Annotated in this window: 21 protein-coding genes and 1 other RNA gene; 9 read left to right on the forward strand and 13 right to left on the reverse strand. The window is 65.8% G+C overall.

All coding sequences use genetic code 11. From position 1 onward, the window contains the following. Positions 1–58 precede the first annotated feature (58 nt). From ftsL to IT472_RS04340, 3 genes are read right to left on the reverse strand one after another with little or no spacing between them, the layout of a single operon-like run. A complete protein-coding gene (gene ftsL, locus IT472_RS04330) occupies positions 59–325 on the reverse strand; it encodes a cell division protein FtsL (RefSeq protein ID WP_297178926.1) in 267 nt (88 codons plus the stop codon). Continuing rightward, the gene (gene rsmH / locus IT472_RS04335) at positions 322–1,281 is read right to left on the reverse strand and encodes a 16S rRNA (cytosine(1402)-N(4))-methyltransferase RsmH (protein WP_297178930.1); all 960 of its coding nucleotides are present in this window, start codon (positions 1,279–1,281) and stop codon (positions 322–324) included. The genes ftsL and rsmH overlap by 4 nt, the downstream gene beginning before the upstream one ends. Beyond that, on the reverse strand, positions 1,278–1,733 hold the full coding sequence (locus tag IT472_RS04340) for a division/cell wall cluster transcriptional repressor MraZ (protein ID WP_297178985.1): 456 nt from the start codon (positions 1,731–1,733) through the stop codon (positions 1,278–1,280). Before IT472_RS04340 ends, rsmH begins: the two co-directional genes overlap by 4 nt. A gap of 316 nt (positions 1,734–2,049) precedes the next feature. On the opposite strand from IT472_RS04340, the gene IT472_RS04345 reads away from it, so the two are divergent. From IT472_RS04345 to IT472_RS04355, 3 genes are all read left to right on the forward strand, one after another. Continuing rightward, positions 2,050–2,811 carry an NRDE family protein gene (locus tag IT472_RS04345; protein WP_297178934.1) on the forward strand — a complete coding sequence of 254 codons (762 nt, stop codon included), beginning with the start codon at positions 2,050–2,052 and terminating at the stop codon, positions 2,809–2,811. Between the two features lie 37 nt (positions 2,812–2,848). Next, positions 2,849–3,213, forward strand: an RNA gene (gene rnpB, locus IT472_RS04350) — RNase P RNA component class A. 194 nt (positions 3,214–3,407) lie between these two features. Continuing rightward, the gene (locus IT472_RS04355) at positions 3,408–4,070 is read left to right on the forward strand and encodes a glutathione S-transferase family protein (protein WP_297178937.1); all 663 of its coding nucleotides are present in this window, start codon (positions 3,408–3,410) and stop codon (positions 4,068–4,070) included. Positions 4,071–4,109: 39 nt separating this feature from the next. Here IT472_RS04355 and rsmI read toward each other — a convergent pair whose 3' ends face one another. Then, the gene (gene rsmI / locus IT472_RS04360) at positions 4,110–4,934 is read right to left on the reverse strand and encodes a 16S rRNA (cytidine(1402)-2'-O)-methyltransferase (protein ID WP_297178940.1); all 825 of its coding nucleotides are present in this window, start codon (positions 4,932–4,934) and stop codon (positions 4,110–4,112) included. Positions 4,935–5,002: 68 nt separating this feature from the next. Between rsmI and IT472_RS04365 the strand changes: the two genes are divergently transcribed. The 5 genes from IT472_RS04365 (at position 5,003) to IT472_RS04385 (ending at position 11,096) form a co-directional block, all read left to right on the forward strand. Further along, entirely contained in the window at positions 5,003–6,349 is a 1,347-nt protein-coding gene (locus IT472_RS04365; RefSeq protein ID WP_297178943.1) for a penicillin-binding protein activator, read from the forward strand. Beyond that, positions 6,336–6,719: a YraN family protein gene (locus IT472_RS04370; RefSeq protein WP_297178946.1), complete on the forward strand. Its 384-nt coding sequence runs from the start codon at positions 6,336–6,338 to the stop codon at positions 6,717–6,719. The genes IT472_RS04365 and IT472_RS04370 overlap by 14 nt, the downstream gene beginning before the upstream one ends. A gap of 1 nt (position 6,720) precedes the next feature. Beyond that, a complete protein-coding gene (locus tag IT472_RS04375) occupies positions 6,721–8,112 on the forward strand; it encodes an FAD-linked oxidase C-terminal domain-containing protein (protein WP_297178949.1) in 1,392 nt (463 codons plus the stop codon). Between the two features lie 88 nt (positions 8,113–8,200). After that, positions 8,201–10,174 (forward strand): M1 family metallopeptidase, encoded by a 1,974-nt coding sequence (locus IT472_RS04380; protein ID WP_297178952.1) that lies wholly within the window; start codon positions 8,201–8,203, stop codon positions 10,172–10,174. Beyond that, the gene (locus tag IT472_RS04385) at positions 10,128–11,096 is read left to right on the forward strand and encodes a hypothetical protein (RefSeq protein WP_297178955.1); all 969 of its coding nucleotides are present in this window, start codon (positions 10,128–10,130) and stop codon (positions 11,094–11,096) included. Before IT472_RS04380 ends, IT472_RS04385 begins: the two co-directional genes overlap by 47 nt. A 300-nt stretch (positions 11,097–11,396) precedes the next feature. Here IT472_RS04385 and thiL read toward each other — a convergent pair whose 3' ends face one another. From thiL to glyA, 9 genes are read right to left on the reverse strand one after another with little or no spacing between them, the layout of a single operon-like run. Further along, positions 11,397–12,377 carry a thiamine-phosphate kinase gene (gene thiL / locus IT472_RS04390; RefSeq protein WP_297178958.1) on the reverse strand — a complete coding sequence of 327 codons (981 nt, stop codon included), beginning with the start codon at positions 12,375–12,377 and terminating at the stop codon, positions 11,397–11,399. A 50-nt stretch (positions 12,378–12,427) separates the two neighbouring features. Next, complete coding sequence (gene nusB / locus IT472_RS04395; protein WP_297178961.1) at positions 12,428–12,877, reverse strand: transcription antitermination factor NusB; 450 nt, start codon at positions 12,875–12,877, stop codon at positions 12,428–12,430. 37 nt (positions 12,878–12,914) lie between these two features. Then, on the reverse strand, positions 12,915–13,394 hold the full coding sequence (ribH, locus tag IT472_RS04400; protein WP_297178987.1) for a 6,7-dimethyl-8-ribityllumazine synthase: 480 nt from the start codon (positions 13,392–13,394) through the stop codon (positions 12,915–12,917). Between the two features lie 30 nt (positions 13,395–13,424). Continuing rightward, positions 13,425–14,531, reverse strand: coding sequence for a 3,4-dihydroxy-2-butanone-4-phosphate synthase (gene ribB, locus IT472_RS04405; RefSeq protein WP_297178964.1), 1,107 nt, complete (start codon positions 14,529–14,531; stop codon positions 13,425–13,427). Next, complete coding sequence (locus IT472_RS04410) at positions 14,528–15,130, reverse strand: riboflavin synthase (protein ID WP_297178967.1); 603 nt, start codon at positions 15,128–15,130, stop codon at positions 14,528–14,530. Before IT472_RS04410 ends, ribB begins: the two co-directional genes overlap by 4 nt. Next, entirely contained in the window at positions 15,130–16,221 is a 1,092-nt protein-coding gene (gene ribD / locus IT472_RS04415; protein ID WP_297178970.1) for a bifunctional diaminohydroxyphosphoribosylaminopyrimidine deaminase/5-amino-6-(5-phosphoribosylamino)uracil reductase RibD, read from the reverse strand. Before ribD ends, IT472_RS04410 begins: the two co-directional genes overlap by 1 nt. After that, positions 16,218–16,688 (reverse strand): hypothetical protein, encoded by a 471-nt coding sequence (locus IT472_RS04420; RefSeq protein ID WP_297178973.1) that lies wholly within the window; start codon positions 16,686–16,688, stop codon positions 16,218–16,220. Before IT472_RS04420 ends, ribD begins: the two co-directional genes overlap by 4 nt. Before the next feature lie 8 nt (positions 16,689–16,696). Further along, positions 16,697–17,215: a transcriptional regulator NrdR gene (nrdR, locus tag IT472_RS04425; RefSeq protein WP_297178976.1), complete on the reverse strand. Its 519-nt coding sequence runs from the start codon at positions 17,213–17,215 to the stop codon at positions 16,697–16,699. Between the two features lie 3 nt (positions 17,216–17,218). Beyond that, positions 17,219–18,487, reverse strand: coding sequence for a serine hydroxymethyltransferase (gene glyA, locus IT472_RS04430; protein WP_297178979.1), 1,269 nt, complete (start codon positions 18,485–18,487; stop codon positions 17,219–17,221). Between the two features lie 253 nt (positions 18,488–18,740). Between glyA and ettA the strand changes: the two genes are divergently transcribed. Then, a partial coding sequence (ettA, locus tag IT472_RS04435) for an energy-dependent translational throttle protein EttA (protein WP_297178982.1) occupies positions 18,741–19,866 on the forward strand: 1,126 nt, incomplete at its 3' end.

The raw sequence follows: 19,866 nt of genomic DNA on the forward strand, positions 1-19,866 counted from the left end.
GCGCGCGCTCGGCGATCCCCGCCACCGAGCCAACGCAGGCGCTTGCCGAAACGCGTCATCATCGCCGCAGCACCACCACATCTTCGGTGCGCGGATACAGCATGCCCAACTTCGCGGTCGCCACCTGATTGATGCGGCCGCTTTCCGCCCATGTCGCCTGTTCGAGCTGGAGTCGCCCGAACTCGATGTTCAGTTCATCGCGCGTTTTCTCCAGCCGGGTCAGGTCGATGAACGCCTGCCGATGCTCGTGGCGATCGCGGACGATCAACAGCGCAGTGGCCACGTTGGCGCAAACCAGCAGCGTCAGGAGCAACATGCGCATCATGCGGCGACCCCCGGCCCCGCGACCGGCAGCTTGCTGGCCACCCGCAACACCGCGCTGCGCGCGCGCGGATTGGCCGCAAGCTCCGCCTCGCCTGCTTTCTGCGCGCCACCGATCAAGGCCAGCACCGGCGTGAACGCGACTTGGACCGGCATCCGCCGATTCGCCGGCGGAGCCTTGGCATGACGGGCCATGAATTGCTTGACGATGCGGTCTTCCAGCGAGTGGAAGCTGATCACCGCCAATCGACCTTCCGGCTTCAGCCGTGCCAGCGCCGCGTCGAGGCCGGATTCGAGGTCGGCCAGTTCACGATTGATATGGATGCGAATGGCCTGGAAGCTGCGCGTCGCCGGATGGGTCTTGCTGGCGCCACGCGGCAGCACCGAGGCGATCAGGCTGGCCAATTGGGCAGTTCGCCGTAGCGGCGCTTCTTCGCGCTGCGCCACGATGGCGCGTGCGATCCTGCGGCTCTGGCGCTCCTCGCCGTAGCGCCACAGCACATCGGCAATCTCTTTTTCCGACGCGCGTTGCAACCAATCGGCGGCACTCTCGCCGGAGTCCGGGTCCATCCGCATGTCCAGCGGTCCATCCTTGGCGAACGAGAACCCACGCTCGGCCACATCCAACTGCGGCGAAGACACGCCCAGATCAAGCAGCACGCCATCGAGGCCGTCGGCTCCCGCCCATTCCGCCAAGCCCGCGAAGCTGCCGCGCCGCCATTGCAGGCGCACGTCAGCCGCCGCCATCCGGGTGGCCACCGCGATCGCTTCCGGGTCCTTGTCCATCACCAGCAGCCGTCCCTTCGGACCCAGCCGCTGCAGGATGCCGCGGGCATGTCCGCCACGCCCGAAGGTGCCGTCGAGATAGATCCCGTCCTGTTTCACCGCCAGCCCGTCCATGACCTCCGCGAACATCACCGGCAGGTGGGCGGACGTGGCGTCCGCGCCACCGCCGCTCATGGATTGAAGCCCTCGAGCTCGTCACCCAGGTCCTCATCCCCCAGTGCCTGCTGGGCAAGGGCCATGTGGTCGGCCTCACTCATCAGCTGGAACTTGTCCCCCATCCCCACCAGCACCGCACGGCGATCGATCCCCGCCACCTTGCGATGGCTGGCAGGAATCGAAATCCGCCCATTTCCGTCCAATTCGACGATTTCCGCCGCACCCACCAACTTCAACTGCAGCACGCGATGCGCACGCTTGGTCTTCGACAGCGCGTTGACGCGATCACGCACCGGCTCCCATGCCGGGTACGGGTAGATGTAGAGCCCGGTGCTTTCGAAGGCGTCATAGGTGATGACGAGGCGATTCCCGCACACGGACGCAACTTGCTCGCGGAAGGCGGTCGGGATCGCCAGCCGGCCCTTGTCGTCGATGGTGATGGCGGTTTCGCCCTGAAACATGCTGCCCAGTCGTCCCGGTTCGGTCGATGCGGGTGGATCGATTCACGCGAAGGAAAACCACAAATTCCCCGGTTTCCCCACGTATCTCCACATTAGGCAGCGACCGAAGCACTGTCAACAAGTTTCGACGTGTTTTTCTTTTGTCCGGTCAAGGACTTGCAGTAAACTTCAAGAAGTTACTCAAGGCTTATCCACAAGCTAATGTTTCGTCTCAAATTTTGAGATTTGAACCGCGCGCACGACGGCGCCCGCCCAAGGCTCAGTCGTCACGCGGCCGTGCTGCACCGCACAAATCAAGGCCCCATTCATCGCGCACAATCGCCGCATGTGCCTGGTCGGAATCGGTTGGAACACTCACCCACGCTGGCGGCTGGTCATGGCCGGCAACCGCGATGAATGGCATGCCAGACCGACCGCGGACCTGGCCGCCTGGACCGACCTGCCCATCCTTGCCGGCCGCGACCTGCGCTCGGGCGGGACCTGGATGGGCCTGGGCCCGCAAGGACGCGTCGCGGTGGTCACCAATGTCCGCGACGGCCTGCCTGCTCCCTTCCATGGCCCCTCGCGCGGCGCCCTGCCAACCGACTTCCTCGTTGGATCCGCCGCTGCCGACGCCTGTGCGGAAGCCATTGCGCGCCACGCCGAGGCCTATGCACCCTTCAATCTGGTGCTGGCGGATGCAACGACTTGCGCCCACGTGGGCAACCATCCCGCGCACGGCATGCGACCGATCACGCCCGGCGTGCACGCCATTTCCAATGGCCCCTTCGATGCCCCATGGCCAAAGACACAGCGCTTGCAGGCGGTGCTGCGGGATTGGGCCCGCCGTGGAGCCACGTCGCTTGACCCGTTGTGGGATGCGCTGGCCGACGCGCGGATCGCCGATGACGATGCACTGCCGCAAACCGGCATTCCGCGCGACATGGAACGGCACCTTTCCTCGGCCTTCGTCGTCGGTCAGGACTACGGCACCCGCGCCAGCACCCTGGTGCTGGTCGATCACGGCGGCAACGGCACGATCATCGAGCGCCGTTTCGGGCCGAATGGCGTGTTCCTGGGCGAAACCACGCTGGAATGCGGCGATTGAGCTTGCCGCCACGCGCAGGCCGTACAATGGACGCGACGGAGTCGGCCAGGCAATCGCGTCACCGAGCAACCGGTGCCGAGGAAAGTCCGGGCTCCACAGGGTACGGTGCCAGGTAACGCCTGGGCGGCGCGAGCCGACGGAAAGTGCAACAGAAAGATACCGCCGACGGTCCTTCGGGATGCGGGCAAGGGTGAAATGGTGCGGTAAGAGCGCACCGCGAGTCTGGCAACAGACCGGCACGGCAAACCCCACCGGGAGCAAGACCAAATAGGGAGGCGGTGATGCGACCCGCGGAGCCTCCGGGTAGGTTGCTTGAGCGTACGGGTGACCGTGCGCCTAGAGGAATGATTGCCACGGTGCGCAAGCACCGCACAGAACCCGGCTTATCGGCCGGCTCCGTCGCCAGCTTCAATCGTGCTCGGCACGATTGAAGCTCCCAACGTTTGCTACGCAAACGTCGGGCCCCAGGCCCTTTCCCTCCACACGCCCCATTCAAGCCTGGGTCGCGAATCCCCCAAAATTTCGCATCCCCCGCAAGCCTGTCGAATTTCGATGCCTCCATTCGTCGTACAGGCATTCCACGATCGGAGACGCCGATGTCCACGCCCGCGCTGCGCCTGTACGCCCATCCGTTCTCATCCTATTGCCAGAAGGTGCTGACGGCGCTGTACGAGAACGCTACGCCGTTCGACTATCGCAATCTGGAAATCGCACAAAACAGTACCGAACTGGCAGCGTTGTGGCCGATGAAGCGCTTCCCGGTGTTGGTGGATGGGTCGCGCACGGTGCTCGAGGCCAGCTGCATCATCGAGTATCTGCAGGTGCACCATCCCGGGCCCACGACCTTGATCCCACCAGACGCAGAAGCCGCGCTGGACGTACGGATGCTGGATCGTTTCTTCGACAACTACATCTCCACGCCGCAGCAGAAGGTGGTGTTCGACCGCCTGTGTGCCGAGGCCAACCGCGACCCCCACGGCGTCGACAAGGCGCGCGCGATGCTGGAGACCGCGTATGCTTGGCTGGATGCGCACATGACCGGACGCGAATGGGCAGCGAGCGATGCGTTCTCGATGGCCGATTGCGGTGCAGCACCGTTCTTGTTCTATGCGGACTGGACGCACGCCATCGACCCGCGTTTCACCCGCGTGCATGCCTATCGCCAACGCCTGCTTGCGCGCCCCGCATTCAAGCGGGCAGTGGATGAAGCACGTCCGTTCCGCAGCCATTTCCCGCTCGGTGCGCCAGACCGCGATTGAGGACCACCGGACGGATCGGCAATTCCCTGGGCGCTTTGTTCAATCCGAGCCGTACAAAGCCTTGCGCGGCGCACCCGACAGCTCCGCGGCCAGCTTGGCGGCGGTCGATGGCGGCAAGTGCTGGCTGAGTTTGGCGTACAGGCGACGGCCTTCGATGATCCTGGCGTCAGCATCATCCTCGGCCCCGTGCACCAGCAGCACGAATTCGCCCTTGCGTTGGTCGGGATCGGTTTCGACCCTGGCCTGCAATTCGGCCAAGCGACCGTCCAGCACGGTCTCGAACAGCTTGGTCAACTCACGCGCCAGCACCGCGCGGCGCCCTGCGCCAAACAGCTGCACCATGTCGGCCAGGGTGTCGTCGATGCGGTGCGAGGATTCGTAGAAAATCAGTGTCCGCGATTCAGCCGCCAATCCCTGCAAGCGCTCGCGACGGGCGTTGCCCTTGGCCGGCAGGAAGCCCTCGAAGACGAAACGGTCGCTGGGCAGGCCGGCCACGCTGAGCGCGGCGATCAAGGCACTGGCGCCGGGCACCGGACTGACCCGGACGCCGGCGACGCGTGCCGCGTGCACCAGCCGGAAGCCAGGATCGGACACCAGCGGCGTGCCCGCATCGGAGACCAATGCCATCGATTCGCCGGCCAGCAGGCGAGCGACGATCCTGGCCGCAATGGCGTCCTCGTTGTGTTCGTGCAGCGCCAGCAAGGGCGTGGAAATCCCGAAATGGGCCAGCAGTTGCCCACTGCGACGGGTGTCCTCGGCGCAGATCGCGGCCACGCCGCGCAGGGTGTCCAACGCACGCGGCCCGATATCCCCGAGGTTGCCGATCGGGGTGGCGACCACGTAAAGCGTTCCGGTCCCATCCATGCCTGCATCCGTCCACGCGGTTAGAATCCCCTTCAGTTTATCGACAGGCGTCCAAGACCGTGGCCTTGATGCGATCACTTCCCCTGATCCTGACGTTGGCGCTGGCCGGCTGCTCCGGTGTTTCCAACGTCTCGCGCACGCCCGTGGCCCATGCGTACTCCGGCGCGTTTTCAGAAGCGCGGGCACTCGCCGCAAATCACGCTGGCCTCAGCGGGCAGGCCCGCCGCGACAATGGCGCGGCGATCGACCGCCTGCTCGCCCAGCTGGATGACACCAGCCTTTCGCGGGATGCAGCCCAGCTTCCGGCAGGCGATCCGCTGTACAACTTCGCCGGTCGCGCCTTGCTGCGTCGTGGGCTGCCGCTGCCGCATGCCTTCGACCGTGGAGACACCAGCTTCGGCGACGCCGGACGACCGCCCGCAGCTGGCGATGGCTACCGCCCTCCCCTGCGGGTTGGCCTGCTGCTGCCGATGTCTGGCAGCCAGGCAGCGGTCGCAGCGGCAGTCCGAGATGGCTACTTGACCGGCTATTACGGCGAATCGCGCCGACGTCCGACCCTGCATTTCTACGACACCAGTGGCGGGGCCGCTGCCGCGATCGCCCGCGCAGAAGCGGATGGCAATGACCTGTTGGTCGGACCGCTGTCGCGCGAGGATGTGGATGCGGCATTTGCCGACGACACGCCGGATGTTCCGCTGCTGGCACTCAATCGCGGCAGCAAGACGCCGCCGCCAGGCAGCGCAGCATTCTCGCTGTCGCCAGAAGATGAGGGCGTCAGCCTCGCCCAAGCGCTGGTCGATCGCGGCAGTCACGCCGTGCTGATCGTCGCGGGCAGCGAGGAGGTGCAGCGGCGCACCGCAGAGGCGGCCAAGGCGGCGCTGGAACGCCGGGGCGTTCGCATCATCGGCAGCCTCGGCTACAGCGCGCAGATGACCGATGCGCTGAAGGCACAGGCCGGTGCGTCGCCAGATGCCGTGCTGTTGGTCCTGAAAGGCGCACAGGCACGCACGCTGGCCCCGCAATTGGCAGCGGCTGGCCTGTCCGGATTGCCGCGACTGGCCAGCTCGCAGATCGTCAGCGGCACGGGTAAACCGACCGAAGATGCCGTGCTGGATGGCATCATCTTCCCGACCGAGACTTGGCTGGTACAGCGCGTGCACGGCCTGCCCGCGCAATCCAACGCAGCGGCGCAGGCGCGCACCGCCAAGGGCCCGGCCGCACGGCTGTTCGCCTTCGGCTATGACGCCTGGTTGCTGACCGGCCATCTGGAGCAATTGGCACTGCAACCCAACACCAGTGTGGCCGGTGCCACCGGCCGACTGAGCTTGGACGGCTTCGGCAATATCCTGCGTCGTCCGAGCTGGTCGCAGTTCACCGGCGGCGTCCCGGTGCCGCTGGGCGATGGCGCACGCTGAGCCGAATCGACAACTCCGCGGCGCGGCCAGCGAAGACGCCGCGCTCGATTTCCTGCGAGCACAGGGGCTGCGACTGCTGGCGCGCAATGTGCAGATGCGTGGCGGCGAACTGGATCTGGTGATGCAAGACGGCGACAGCGTGGTGTTTGTCGAAGTGCGCTACCGAGAACATGCTGCCTTCGGTGGCGGCGCGGCCTCGGTGGATGCCGGCAAGCGCCGCAAACTGGTGCGTGCGGCGCTGTTGTTCCTCGCCCGCAATTCCGGTTACGCCAACGCACCATGCCGGTTCGACGTGATCGCGGCCAGCGGCGATCCTGCCGCACCGAAAATCACATGGCTGCGCGATGCGTTCCGTGCCGACGAGTGCTGACATGCCATCGCCGCCTTCGTTACCGGCCCCATTGATGCACGAACTCGCGGCCCTGCTCGGCGCGGGTTGGCGCACCGATGCGGCCGCGTGCGAAGCCCTTGCCAGCGACGATTCTCGCCGCCACGCCCTGCCGGCAGCAGTGGCATTGCCGCAGGACCGTGCGCAGGTGCAGGCCATCGTGCGCGCCTGCCGCCGTCATCGCGTGCCGATCGTGGCGCGTGGCGCCGGCACCGCCACCACCGGCGCGGCGGTGCCCGCCGCAGGCGGCGTGGTGCTGTCCTTCACGCGCATGAACCGCATCCTCGCCATCCGTGCCGACGACCGCTGCGCCGTGGTGGAACCGGGCGTGCTCAACGCTGAACTGCAGCAGGCCCTGCAGCCGCATGGCCTGTTCTGGCCACCGGATCCGTCCAGTTTCGAGACCTGCAGCATTGGTGGCAACCTCGCCACCAATGCCGGCGGCCCGCGTGCGGTGAAGTACGGCGCCACCCGCGACAACGTGCTCGGCCTGGTCGCCGTCACCGGTGCCGGTGCGCTGATCCATGTGGGTGGTGCTTATACGAAGTGTTCCTCCGGATACGACCTCACCCGCCTGTTGATCGGCAGCGAAGGCACGTTGGCGCTGATCGTGGAGGCCACGTTGAAGCTCGCGCCATGCCCGCAGGCGCAAGCCGGGCTGCGGGCGTTCTATCGCGACGCCAGCGCCGCCGCCGCGGCGGTGTCGCGGCTGATGGCGCAGCCCGTCGTGCCGGCGATGCTGGAGTTCCTGGACCGGCGCAGCCTCGAATTGCTGCGGCAGAACGGCAGCGAGGTTCCCGATGCCGGCGCGATGTTGCTGATCGAGGCCGACGGCAGCCACGAGGCTCTGCCCGACATCCTTGCCGCGCTCGGTGCCGCCGCCGATGGCGACGGCCTGCTGGACATGGACGTGGCGACCGACGGCACCGCCCGCGACCGGCTCTGGGCCGCGCGTCGCGCGCTCTCGCCGGCCCTGCGCAGCATTGCACCGGGCAAGATCAACGAGGACGTGGTGGTGCCGGTGTCGCAAATCCCGGCCCTGGTGGCGGGCGTGGAAGCGCTGGCAGAGGAATTCGCCCTGCCCATCGTCAGCTTCGGGCACGCCGGCAACGGCAACCTGCACGTCAACATCCTCTATCACCCGGACGATGCCGACGAAACCGCGCGTGCGCAGGCGGCGCTGCCGCGCATTTTCGGATTGGCGCTGGCGCTGGGCGGCGCGCTGTCGGGCGAACACGGCATCGGCCTATCCAAGCGCGACTTCATGACGTGCGCTTTCGATCCGGCCACTTTGGCGACGATGCGCGCGGTCAAAGCCGCGTTCGATCCGGACGGCATCTTCAATCCGGGCAAGTTGTTGCCGGATTCGGCCTGATCCAAGCCCTCCAGCGATGACTTCTGGCCGATTGCCGCGCGACCGGAAACACCCACAATCGACTTTTCCATCCTGCGCGAGCACGGCCATGCTTCCCCGGATCCTGGTGTCGGTCCTGTTGGCACTGCCGCTGGCCACCAGCAGACCTGCGCAGGCACAGACACAAGCCAACAGCTTCGACCCGCAGACCCTGTTCGCACCGCTGCAACTGCCCAACCCCGCCACCGCGATCCGCGATGGCGCCGGTCGCCCCGGCAGCGCGTTCTGGCAGAACCGTGCCGATTATTCGATCAGCGCGCGCATCGATCCGGCCACCCGCAGCCTGCACGGCGATGTCACCATCACCTACACCAACCACAGCCCGGATGCGCTGGATGTGCTGTGGCTGCAGCTCGACCAGAACGCCTACCGCCCCGACTCGCGCGGCGCGCTGACCTCCCCCCGGCCGAAGAAACCGGGCATGTCCACCGACGGCTATCAGCTCGACGCCATCGAGATTGACGGCAAGCCCGTTCACTATCTCGTGGACGACACCCGCCTGCGCGTCGACCTGCCTACCGCACTGCGCGGCCACGGCGGCCAGCTCAAGTTGCACATCGCCTATCACTACACCGTGCCCGGCACCTGGGGCGGGCGCACCGCGATTACCCCGACCAGGAATGGCGAGATCTACGAGATCGCGCAGTGGTATCCGCGGATGGCGGTGTACGACGACCTGCGCGGATGGGACACCCTGCCCTACCTCGGCTCGGAGTTCTATCTCGAATACGGCACGATTGATTATTCGGTGACGGTGCCGTGGAACTGGATCGTGGCCGGTTCCGGCGAATTGATGAATCCCGCCGAGGTGCTCACCGCCGAGCAGCGCCAGCGCCTCGCGCAGGCCGCGCAAAGTGACGCGACCGTCTATATCCGCAAGCCAGAAGAAGTGGACGATCCGGCCTCGCGCCCAACCCGCACGGGCACCCAAACCTGGCGCTTCCACATGAGCCCGACCCGCGACGTGGCCTTCGCCGCCTCGCCCGCCTTCGTTTGGGACGCCGCGCGGGTCAACCTGCCGGACGGCAAGCACGCACTGGCGATGTCGGTGTACCCGGCCGAAGCCGTGGGCCAGGACAAGTGGGACCGCTCCACCGAATACCTGAAGGGTGCGCTCGAACATTTCTCCTCGACGTGGGCGCCCTACCCGTGGCCGGTGGCGATCAACCTCGGTGGCCACGGCGCCGGCATGGAATACCCGGGGATCGTGTTCGACGGGTACGAAGACGGCGGCAAGTTCCTGTTCTGGATCACCGCCCACGAGATCGGCCACACCTGGTTCCCGATGATGGTCGGCTCCAACGAACGCCGCGAAGCCTTCATGGACGAGGCCTTCAACACCTTCATCGACGTCTACGCGCAGGACGCCTTCAACCACGGCGAATACGCGCCCAAACGCGACGGCGAATATGCGCCCGGCGGCGGCAATCCGGTCGATGAAATCCTGCCGCTGCTGGCCGACGCCAACGCGCCGACGCTGATGGCCTTGCCCGACACCATCAGCGAGAAATATCGCCACCCGCTGACCTATTTCAAGGGCGCGCTCGGGCTGGTGCTGCTGCGCGAGCAGATCCTTGGCCCGGAGCGTTTCGACCCGGCCTTCCGCGCCTACATCGCCACCTGGAAATGGCGGCACCCGACCGCATCGGATTTCTTCCGCTTCATGGAAAGCGCCGCCGGCGAGGATCTGTCGTGGTGGTGGCGCGGCTGGTATTTCAACAACTGGCAGCTCGACATGGGCATCACCAGTGCCGGCTATGTCGACAATGACCCGATCAAAGGCATCAAGGTGCAACTGCTGAGTCGGCAGAAGCTGGTGATGCCGGCCACCTTGCGGATTGCCTTTGCCGATGGCAGCCAGCGCGACATCCGGGTGCCGGTGGAAGCCTGGCGCTACGGCGGCACGCCTTCGATCACCATCGACAGCACCCAATTCGCCATCCGGCTGACCATCGACCCCGACCACACGCTGCCGGATGCCGATCGCAGCAACAATGACTTCCTGCTGCCCGCACGGAGTTAGAGTATCGCCGACGACGATCGGCTTCGCCGCCAAGCCCTTGCAGAGGATCATCACGATCATGCGCACACATCATTTCGTCTCACTCCTACTCTTTCTGCTTGCCCTCAATCCTGGACCGACCCAGGCCCAGGCCCCCACCGCCCCCCCCGCACGCGCCTATCGGGTCCTGCTGGTGGGCAACGACATGACTTACACCAACAACCTGCCCGCCCTGCTGCGCGCGGTGGGCACGGCGCAAGGAACCCCGATCATTACCGAAACCTTCGCCGCACCGGGCGGAACCCTCAGCGACCGCCTCGACGACGGCCATGCCTCCGCTGCGTTGGGGCAAAACCGCTATGACGCCATCGTCCTGCAGGAGCAGGGAGGCAAGCTTGCGGCCTGCATGGCCAAGGCACAGCGTAATGCACCTTGCACCGCCAGCCTCCGTGCCTACAGGGCCTTCGCGAATCTGGCGCGCACGCAAAACGCAAAGGTCCTTGTGTTTTCCTCCTGGGGACCGGACCGCAGGTGGAATGCGCGCCTTGGCTACAGCGCCCGCAACGTTGCCGAACAGGTCGGAGGCTCGATATTCAACGCCGCTGGAGCACTTGATTCCTTTCGCAAGGCCCAGCCCGGAAGCAATCCCCTCCCGGATGGGCAGCACCCCAATATCCAGGCTTCGCTGCTGCTGGCGTTGACGCTGTACCGCGACATCACAGGCAACGTGCCCACCGCCAGAGACCTCCAGATCACTGCGCCGCTGCTGCCTTTCAATGCAGCAGTAGCAGCGGATCGTCCAATCGAAGCACAACCCGGGTTGGCGGGCGACGGCAAAGTGACCGTGGTTCCGGCTGCCTTGATCGCCCCCTTGCTGCAAGCATTGCCCAAAGCGAGGCCGGATGGAGCATCGGGGGACGAGGAAGAAGACGAAGAAGAGTAGTCAGGTTGGCCGCTGGGCGTCGCGAAACCCGATGCCCCTTCCCGCCGAGCCATCCGGGCACTCCAACCCCGGATGCAACGTCGTCAAACCGTGCCGTCAGCGGCTGCCGCCTCATCCTTGGCCCCCCAGACCCATTCGATTCGTGCGACCGCCGAGGCCCATGCGGATGCCGCGGTAGGCTCGGCGGCTGGGGCCTGTCTGCATTGATGATGCGTCACCCCACTCCTCATCGTCCGCGACCTGCGCCCGGCGATGAGGCTACGCGGATTCCCCCAGTTCGCCCGGGACTCGCCCAGAGGGTTACTGTCTTCTTTCGGACGGCTTGGCGGCGGTCTCGCCGAAATGCACGTAACCGGCACTTGGAGGCAACCAAGTTTCACCTTGGCTGGATCTGACGATGACGCGACACCCCTCGGTGACCTGGCCAATCCGCTTCACCGGCGTCCCGATGTCCCTCGCGATGGCTTCCACCTGTGCCCGATGCACGGCCTGAGCGCAGAAACACAATTCGTAATCATCACCACCCGTGGCCTGCAGCTGCCGTCGGGTGCCGAGGTCAAACGCCGCATCCAATGCGGCCGACGCAGGCAGCGCCTCCAGTTGCAACTCGGCTCCAACGCCGCTGGCATCGCACACATGCGCCAGGTCGGCCAGCAACCCATCCGACACATCGATGCAGGCCGACGCGATCCCGCACAACGCGCGACCCAATTCGAGCCGTGGCGTTGGACGATCCAGCCGCGCACGCAGGGCCAAGTCAATCGGCGCATTGGCCTGCCATTGCGCCAACGCGGCGGCAGCATCGCCGAGCGTGCCGCTGACCCAAATGTCGTCCCCGGCACGCGCACCATCCCGGCGCAGCGCCTGTCCCGGCCCGATGAAGCCAAGTGCGGCGACACTGATTGACAACGGACCGCGGGTGGTGTCGCCACCCACGATGGCCACGTCATGCCGCTGCGCCATTGTCAGGAAACCGTCCAGGAACCCGTCTACGAAACCTGCCTCCGCTTCGGGCAGGGACAGCGACAAGGTGCACCAGGCCGGGCGTGCGCCCATCGCGGCAAGGTCGGAAAGATTGACTGCCAGCGCCTTCCAGCCGATATCGAAGGGCGCGGTTTCCTCCGGGAAGTGCACCCCGCAATTGAGCGTATCGGTGGTCACCGCCAGCTGCATGCCGGCCGGCGGACTCAACAGTGCGCAGTCATCCCCGATGCCGAGGACCACATCCTCGCGCAAGCCAGCCCGTTGCCGGATGCGTGCAATCAGGTCGAATTCAAGCATCCGGCCTTATCCGGCAGCCTTGCCTGCAAGCGCCAACGCGCGAAGCCGTGTCATGGCTGCGCCTCGAGCCTGCGCAGCGCGGCGGCGGCCTTGTCCAGCACGCCATTGACATAGGTGTGCCCATGTTCGGCACCGAAGCGCTTGGTCGCCGCGATGGCCTCGTTGATGACGACCCGATAGGGGATGTCGGGCCGATAGACCAACTCATAGGCGGCGATGCGCAAGGCAGCACGCTCGACCGGGTCCACCTCCTCCACCGTGCGGTCGATGTAGGTCGCAAGCGCACCATCGAGTTCGTCGGCATGGCGCAGCACGCCGCGTACGAGATCCTCGAAATACTCGAGATCGGCTTCTTCGTGCGCCTGCTCGTGCGCGAACTGCGCGATCAGTGCACGCACGTCACCGCCGCTGATCTGCCAGGCATAGATAGCCTGCAGCGCACGCCGGCGCGAACGCGAACGCGCCGCCGGATTGATCCCGTCCTTGCGATGTTTGTTCATCTGTCGGCTCCCATCGCCACAGTGTAAGCCGCGGCCATCAGCGCAGCCCGGCCGCGAGCTTGCGCTGCAGGTCCACGATCTCGATCGCGGCGAGTACGGCTTCCTCGCCCTTGTTGCCGTGGGCACCCCCGGCACGCGCCAGCGCATCCTCCATGCGCTCGACCGCCAGCACACCATTCAGCACCGGCACCCCGGTCTCCAGCGCCACCTGCATCAGGCCCTGCGCCGCGCCATCGGCCACTTCCTCGTAGTGTCGGGTGTCGCCGCGCACCACACAGCCCAAGGCGATGATCGCAGTGTGCTGGCCTGCCCGCGCCAGGTCGCGCGCCACCAGCGGAAGCTCCCACACGCCTGGCACACGGACCACGTCCACCGCAACCTCTGCCACGCCATTGGCGTGCAACGCCGCACGCGCACCTTCGACCAGCGCATCGACCACGCGCGGATGCCAACGGCTCGCGAGGATCGCGTAGCGGGTATCCGAATGGACGCGCAGATCGCCTTCGTAGTTCGGCATGGGCATCAGGCCGGATTGGGGTCGACCAGTTTAGCGCGGCAGCACTTCCACGTAGTCCACCACTTCCAGCCCGTAACCGGCCAGCCCGACCTGGCGCCGCGGGGTGCCAAGCACGCGCAGTCTGTGTGCACCCAGGTCCGCCAGGATCTGTGCACCGGCCCCCGTGCGTCGCCATTGTGCCAGCGTGCCTGTCTTGTTCACGGTGGGCGCCGGTTGCTCGCGGATACGTGCCAAGGTCGTCTCGGCGTCGGGGGCATCGCCCAGCAGCACCAGCACGCCGGTGCCTTCAGCGGCGATCATCGCCAACACATCGCCGGTCAATGGCCCGAAATCCTGGCGTCGCCAATGCAGCGCGTCGGCCAGCGGATTCTGCGCCTGCACGCGCACCAGCAATGGCTCGGCCGTGGTGATTTCACCGCGTGCCAGCGCGAAATGCAGGCCATGGCTGAGGCGATCGCGGTAGGTATGCAGGGTGAATTCGCCGTGGTCGGTGGCGATGGCGCGGCTGTCGATGCGTTCGACCGTGTGCTCGGTTTCCAGGCGGTGGCGGATCAGGTCTTCGATCGAACCGATCTTCAGCCCGTGTGTGCGTGCGAACACTTCCAATTCCGGTCGCCGGGCCATGCTGCCATCGGCATTGAGGATCTCGACCAGCACGCCTGCAGGCTCAAAGCCGGCCAGCAGGGCGAGATCCGCCGCTGCTTCGGTATGCCCGGCGCGGCTCAGCACGCCGCCGGGCTGCGCCATCAGCGGGAAGATATGGCCGGGCTGCGACAGGTCATGCGGCTTGGCATCCGGGCGCACGGCGGTGCGCACGGTGTGGGCGCGGTCATAGGCACTGATTCCGGTGGTGACGCCTTCGGCAGCCTCGATGCTGACGGTGAAATTGGTGTGGTGCGGCGAGGTGTTGTCGCGCACCATCGGATTCAGACCCAACTGCGCGCAGCGCTCGCGGGTCAGCGACAGGCACACCAGGCCGCGCGCGTGGGTCACCATGAAATTGATGTCGGAGGGCTTGACCAACTCGGCGGCCATGATCAGGTCGCCCTCGTTCTCGCGGTCTTCGTCATCGACGATGACCACCATGCGCCCGGCGCGCAGTTCGTCCAGCAGTTCCGGGATGCTCGCAAAACTCATGTCCAGTCCTTCGTGGCCTGCAGGCGCTCGGCGTAGCGCGCCAGCAGGTCGATTTCGATATTCACCTGCGCGCCCGGATGCAGGGCATGAAACGCGGTGTGCGCAACGGTGTGCGGGATCAGCGCAACCTCGAACCCGCGGTCATCGGCAGCGTTCACGGTCAGGCTGACGCCATCGACGCAGACCGAGCCCTTGTTCGCGATGTAGCGCAGCAGCGGCTTGGCGAGTTCGAAGCGCCAGCGCACCGCGCGCGCGTCGTCCCAACATTGCGTGGCCGTGGCCAGCCCATCGACATGGCCGCTGACCAGGTGCCCGCCGAGACGATCCGTCGGGAACATCGCCCGCTCCAGATTCACCGGCGTGCCGATGGCCAGCGCGCCCAATGTGGTCAACGCCAGCGTCTCGTTCGAGGCATCGACCGCAAACGAATCCGTGTCGAACTCGACCACGGTGAGGCAGCAGCCGTTGACCGCGATGCTTTCGCCCAGCGCCACATCGGTGAAGGGCAAGCTGCCCACATCGATCAGCAAGCGTGCGTCGCCGCCGCGCAACTCGCGTGCGCGCAGGTTGCCGACACCTTCCACCAAGCCGGTGAACATCAGGCCGACTCCGGCCGCAGCAACAGACGGAAATCCTCGCCCACCACCGCACTGTCGATCCTGCGCATCTTCAATCGCTGTGCCATCTGGTCGATGTGCAAGCCGTCGAACAAGGGCCGTGCACTCGGGCCCAGCAGGACCGGAGCGACATAAAGCAGCAGCTCATCGACCAGGCCCGCATCGAGGAAGGCACCGGCAAGTGTCGCCCCGGCCTCCATCTGCACCTCATTTATCCCGCGCGAACCGAGCAGCTTCAGGACGGCCAGCGGATCAAACCTCCCCTTCTCCACCGGTATCGCCACATGGTCGATGTCGATTCCACGCGGAAGCTTGGCATCCGGTGCGTGCAGGTACAGCGTCGGTGCATCGCCTTCACGCACATGCCCGCGGGCGACGGTGGCCAGCCCCGGATCCAGCACCACCCGCAGCGGCGGCACGAATGCTGTGCCTTCGTCCAAACGCACGGTCAGATGCGGATCGTCTGCCAGCACCGTGCCGGCACCGGTCAGCAACGCACCGCAACGGGCACGCCAGCGGTGCACATCGCGCCGCGAGGCATCACCGGTGATCCATTTCGAATCGCCGGATGCGGTGGCGGTGCGGCCGTCCAACGTCGTCGCCAGCTTCACCCGCAGCCACGGCCAGCCGCGCTCCATGCGTGCGATGAAGCCCTTGTTCAACTCGCGCGCCTGCGCCTCCATCAGCCCGGATTCGGTGGTGATTCCGGCGGCGCGCAATTTTTCGAATCCTGCACCATCGACCTGCGGAAACGGATCGCGCATCGCGGCCACCACACGGCTTACGCCGGCGGCGATCAGCGCATCCGCACAAGGTCCGGTGCTGCCGACATGCGCACAGGGCTCCAGCGTCACGTACGCGGTCGAACCCTTGGCGCGCTCACCCGCCGCCTGCAGCGCGAAGACTTCCGCATGTGGCCCGCCCTTGCGCTGGTGCCAGCCCTCGCCCACCACCTCCACGCCCTGCGCGATCACACAGCCAACCATCGGATTGGGCCGGGTGGTGAAGGCACCACGCTCGGCCAGCCGCAATGCACGCGCCATCAAGACGTGGTCGGTGGCGGTGAAGTTCATGGCTCGCCCTGTTCGTCGCTCCGTTCATAACGGCCAAGTTCGCGGCCCTTGACGAACTCGTCCATGTCCCAGGGCCAGAACGGGACCAAGGCATGGCCGTCGATGCGCAGTCGCATCCGATCGAATTTCATCTCCGCGCCCTGTGGCGGATAACGCATCTCCTCCACCTGCAGCTCGACCGTGTTTCCGATGCGCTGCCATTTGCCCCGTGCGTACAGGTCCAGCGCGCCGTAGCCGAAGCCCCACTCGAAACTGCCATCGGCACGCAACTGCAGGCCGGAGCCGGCATCCATCACCCCGGCCAATTCGTATTCACCGGCCAACGCAACATCCGCTGGCGACGGCGCTCGTGCCAACTGACCGGATGCCTGTGTTGCAGGCTGTGTGGCAGGTGGCGGTTGTTGCGCTTGGCTCATCGTGGCACAGCCGGCCAACATGCAGGCCAGCACCCAGTTCAGTGCTTTCATTTTCGCCCTCATTTTCGCTTCCCCTTGCTATCCGGCTCACCGCCCAAGAGCGACAGCTGGCTGTCACTGGCCGGCAAGTCACGTTCCAGTTTTTCGATTTCCTCGCGAAAGTCCGCCACGTCCTCGAAGCTGCGATACACCGAGGCAAACCGCACATAACCGACATGGTCGAGCTTGCGCAATTCTGCCATCACGAATTCACCGATCTTGCGCGTCGCGACTTCGCGCTCGGCTGCCATCCGCAGCTGGTGCACCACCGCACGCACCGCCGCTTCGATCTGTTCTTCGGACACCGGCCGCTTCTGCAGCGCACGATCGAAGCCCACCCGCAGCTTGCGCGCATCGAACGCCTCACGCCGGCCATCCGACTTGACGATCACCGGCAGCTTGAGTTCCACCACCTCCAGCGTCGAGAACCGCTCACCGCAGGCTTCGCATTCGCGACGACGACGAATGGTCGCGCCGTCCTCGGACACGCGTGAATCGATCACGCGGGTGTCACCGTGCTGGCAGAACGGGCAGAACAAGGCTTATCCGTAGACCGGGAACTGCTTGCACTGCAGCTCGACGTTGCCACGCACGCCGGTGATCACGCTGTCTTCATTCGGGTTGTCCAGCACGTCGCAGATCCAGTTCGCCAGCGCCACGCAATCCGGCTCCTTGTAGCCGCGGGTGGTCACGGCCGGGGTGCCGATGCGCAGGCCGGAGGTGACGAAGGGCTTGCGCGGGTCGTTCGGCACCGAATTCTTGTTGACGGTGATATGGGCCTTGCCCAGCGCTTCTTCCGCCTGCTTGCCGCTGACCTCCTTGCCGATCATGTCGACCAGCATCAGGTGGTTCTGGGTGCCACCGGAGACGATCTTGTAACCACGGGCGATGATCACCTTGGCCATCGCCTGCGCGTTCTTCACCACCTGCTGCTGGTAGTCCTTGAACGCGGGATCCAGCGCCTCCTTGAACGCCACTGCCTTGGCCGCGATCACGTGCATCAACGGGCCGCCCTGGATACCGGGGAAGACGATGGATTGCAGCTTCTTCTCGATCTCCTCGGCCTGCTCGCCCATGCCCGCCTTGCTCGCGACGATGATGCCGCCACGCGGACCACGCAGGGTCTTGTGGGTGGTCGAGGTCACCACATGCGCATGCGGCACCGGGCTGGGGTAGACGCCCGCCGCAATCAGGCCGGCGACATGCGCCATGTCCACGAACAGATACGCGCCAACCTTGTCGGCGATGGCCCGGAAGCGCGCCCAGTCCACGACCTGCGAATACGCCGAGAACCCGGCCACGACCATCTTCGGCTTGTGCTCCAACGCCAGCCGCTCGACCTCGTCGTAGTCGATCAGGCCGGCATCGTTCACCCCGTACTGCACGGCGTTGAACAGCTTGCCCGAGGCATTGACCTTGGCGCCGTGGGTCAAATGGCCACCGTGGGCCAGCGACATGCCGAGGATGGTGTCGCCCGGCGCAAGCAGCGCGAAATACACCGCCTGGTTGGCCTGGCTGCCGGAATGCGGCTGCACGTTGGCGTAATCGCCACCGAACAGCTGCTTGCAGCGGTCGATGGCCAACTGTTCGGCCACGTCCACGTAGTCGCAACCGCCGTAGTAGCGCTTGCCGGGATAGCCTTCCGCATACTTGTTGGTGAGCTGACTTCCTTGCGCTTCCATCACCCGCGGGCTGGCGTAGTTTTCGGACGCGATCAATTCGACGTGGTCTTCCTGCCGTCGGTTTTCATCGGCGATTGCTTTGGCAAGTTCGGGGTCGAATCCGGCAATCAGGTCGGCACGGGGAAACATCGCGGCTCCGGGGGCGTTGGGGGTTTGTGATTGTATCCCGCGCCAGCCACGCACCGGGACCGCCCGTGGCGCCTAGCCACTTTGCGCCCGCATTGCTGAATGCCCGGCCGCCAAACCCGCGTTCTCGCGCAGTGCGTCAGCCGCCGTTCAACCATCGAACCGGCATCGGCAGTCGGTATAATTCGCGCATTCCGCACCACCTTTTCGCAGCCCATGCCCGACGCATGGCTGCCGCCGCACGCCCGGAGCACGCATGTCCTCGCAATACATCTACACCATGAACCGCGTGTCCAAGGTGGTCCCGCCCAAGCGGCAGATCATCAAGGACATCTCGCTCTCGTTCTTCCCCGGCGCCAAGATCGGCCTGCTGGGCCTGAACGGCGCCGGCAAGTCCACCGTGCTGAAGATCATGGCCGGGGTGGACAAGGACTTCGAAGGTGAAGCCCGCCCGCAGGCCGGGATCAAGGTCGGCTACCTAGCGCAGGAGCCGGAACTCAACCCCGAGCACACGGTGCGTCATGCGGTGGAAGAAGGCGTGGGCGAAGTGCTGCAGGCGCAGGCCGCGCTGGACGCCGTGTACGCCGCCTACGCCGAGGAAGGCGCCGATTTCGACGCGCTGGCCAAGGAGCAGGAACGGTTGGAAGCCATCCTCGCCGCCGGTGATGCGCACACCCTGGAGAACCAATTGGAAGTGGCCGCCGACGCGCTGCGCTTGCCGCCGTGGGATGCCATCGTGGGCAAGCTGTCCGGCGGCGAGAAGCGCCGCGTGGCCCTGTGCCGGCTGCTGCTGCAAAAACCCGACATGCTGCTGCTGGACGAACCGACCAACCACTTGGACGCCGAATCGGTGGAATGGCTGGAGCAGTTCCTGCACCGCTATACCGGCACCGTGGTGGCGGTCACCCACGACCGCTACTTCCTCGACAACGCCGCCGAGTGGATCCTCGAACTCGACCGCGGCCGCGGCATCCCGTGGAAGGGCAACTACACCGACTGGCTGGTGCAGAAAGACGAGCGCCTGAAGCAGGAAGAGAATCAGGAAAAGGCGCGGCAGAAAGCGATCCAGAAGGAACTGGAATGGTCGCGGCAGAACGCCAAGGGCGGCCGCAGCAAGGGCAAGGCGCGTTTGGCGCGGCTGGACGAACTGCAATCAGTCGATTACCAGAAACGTCAGGAAACCAACGAAATCTTCATCCCGCCGGGCGAACGCCTCGGCAATTCGGTGATCGAGTTCAAGAACGTCAGCAAGTCCTTCGGCGACCGCCTGCTGATCGACAATCTGTCGATGATCGTGCCGCCCGGCGCCATCGTCGGCATCATCGGCCCCAACGGCGCCGGCACGTCCACCCTGTTCAAGATGATCACCGGGCAGGAAAAGC

The sequence above is a fragment of the Thermomonas sp. genome (assembly GCF_020850895.1).
GTDB lineage: Bacteria > Pseudomonadota > Gammaproteobacteria > Xanthomonadales > Xanthomonadaceae > Thermomonas.

Bases quoted from the DNA above. Each gene is read 5' to 3' on its own strand.
- ftsL (WP_297178926.1), bottom strand. From the start codon at position 325: ATGATGCGCATGTTGCTCCTGACGCTGCTGGTTTGCGCCAACGTGGCC.
- rsmH (WP_297178930.1), bottom strand. From the start codon at position 1,281: ATGAGCGGCGGTGGCGCGGACGCCACGTCCGCCCACCTGCCGGTGATG.
- IT472_RS04345 (WP_297178934.1), top strand. From the start codon at position 2,050: ATGTGCCTGGTCGGAATCGGTTGGAACACTCACCCACGCTGGCGGCTG.
- IT472_RS04355 (WP_297178937.1), top strand. From the start codon at position 3,408: ATGTCCACGCCCGCGCTGCGCCTGTACGCCCATCCGTTCTCATCCTAT.
- rsmI (WP_297178940.1), bottom strand. From the start codon at position 4,934: ATGGATGGGACCGGAACGCTTTACGTGGTCGCCACCCCGATCGGCAAC.
- IT472_RS04365 (WP_297178943.1), top strand. From the start codon at position 5,003: ATGCGATCACTTCCCCTGATCCTGACGTTGGCGCTGGCCGGCTGCTCC.
- IT472_RS04370 (WP_297178946.1), top strand. From the start codon at position 6,336: ATGGCGCACGCTGAGCCGAATCGACAACTCCGCGGCGCGGCCAGCGAA.
- IT472_RS04375 (WP_297178949.1), top strand. From the start codon at position 6,721: ATGCCATCGCCGCCTTCGTTACCGGCCCCATTGATGCACGAACTCGCG.
- IT472_RS04380 (WP_297178952.1), top strand. From the start codon at position 8,201: ATGCTTCCCCGGATCCTGGTGTCGGTCCTGTTGGCACTGCCGCTGGCC.
- IT472_RS04385 (WP_297178955.1), top strand. From the start codon at position 10,128: ATGCCGATCGCAGCAACAATGACTTCCTGCTGCCCGCACGGAGTTAGA.
- thiL (WP_297178958.1), bottom strand. From the start codon at position 12,377: ATGCTTGAATTCGACCTGATTGCACGCATCCGGCAACGGGCTGGCTTG.
- nusB (WP_297178961.1), bottom strand. From the start codon at position 12,877: ATGAACAAACATCGCAAGGACGGGATCAATCCGGCGGCGCGTTCGCGT.
- ribH (WP_297178987.1), bottom strand. From the start codon at position 13,394: ATGCCGAACTACGAAGGCGATCTGCGCGTCCATTCGGATACCCGCTAC.
- ribB (WP_297178964.1), bottom strand. From the start codon at position 14,531: ATGAGTTTTGCGAGCATCCCGGAACTGCTGGACGAACTGCGCGCCGGG.
- IT472_RS04410 (WP_297178967.1), bottom strand. From the start codon at position 15,130: ATGTTCACCGGCTTGGTGGAAGGTGTCGGCAACCTGCGCGCACGCGAG.
- ribD (WP_297178970.1), bottom strand. From the start codon at position 16,221: ATGAACTTCACCGCCACCGACCACGTCTTGATGGCGCGTGCATTGCGG.
- IT472_RS04420 (WP_297178973.1), bottom strand. From the start codon at position 16,688: ATGAAAGCACTGAACTGGGTGCTGGCCTGCATGTTGGCCGGCTGTGCC.
- glyA (WP_297178979.1), bottom strand. From the start codon at position 18,487: ATGTTTCCCCGTGCCGACCTGATTGCCGGATTCGACCCCGAACTTGCC.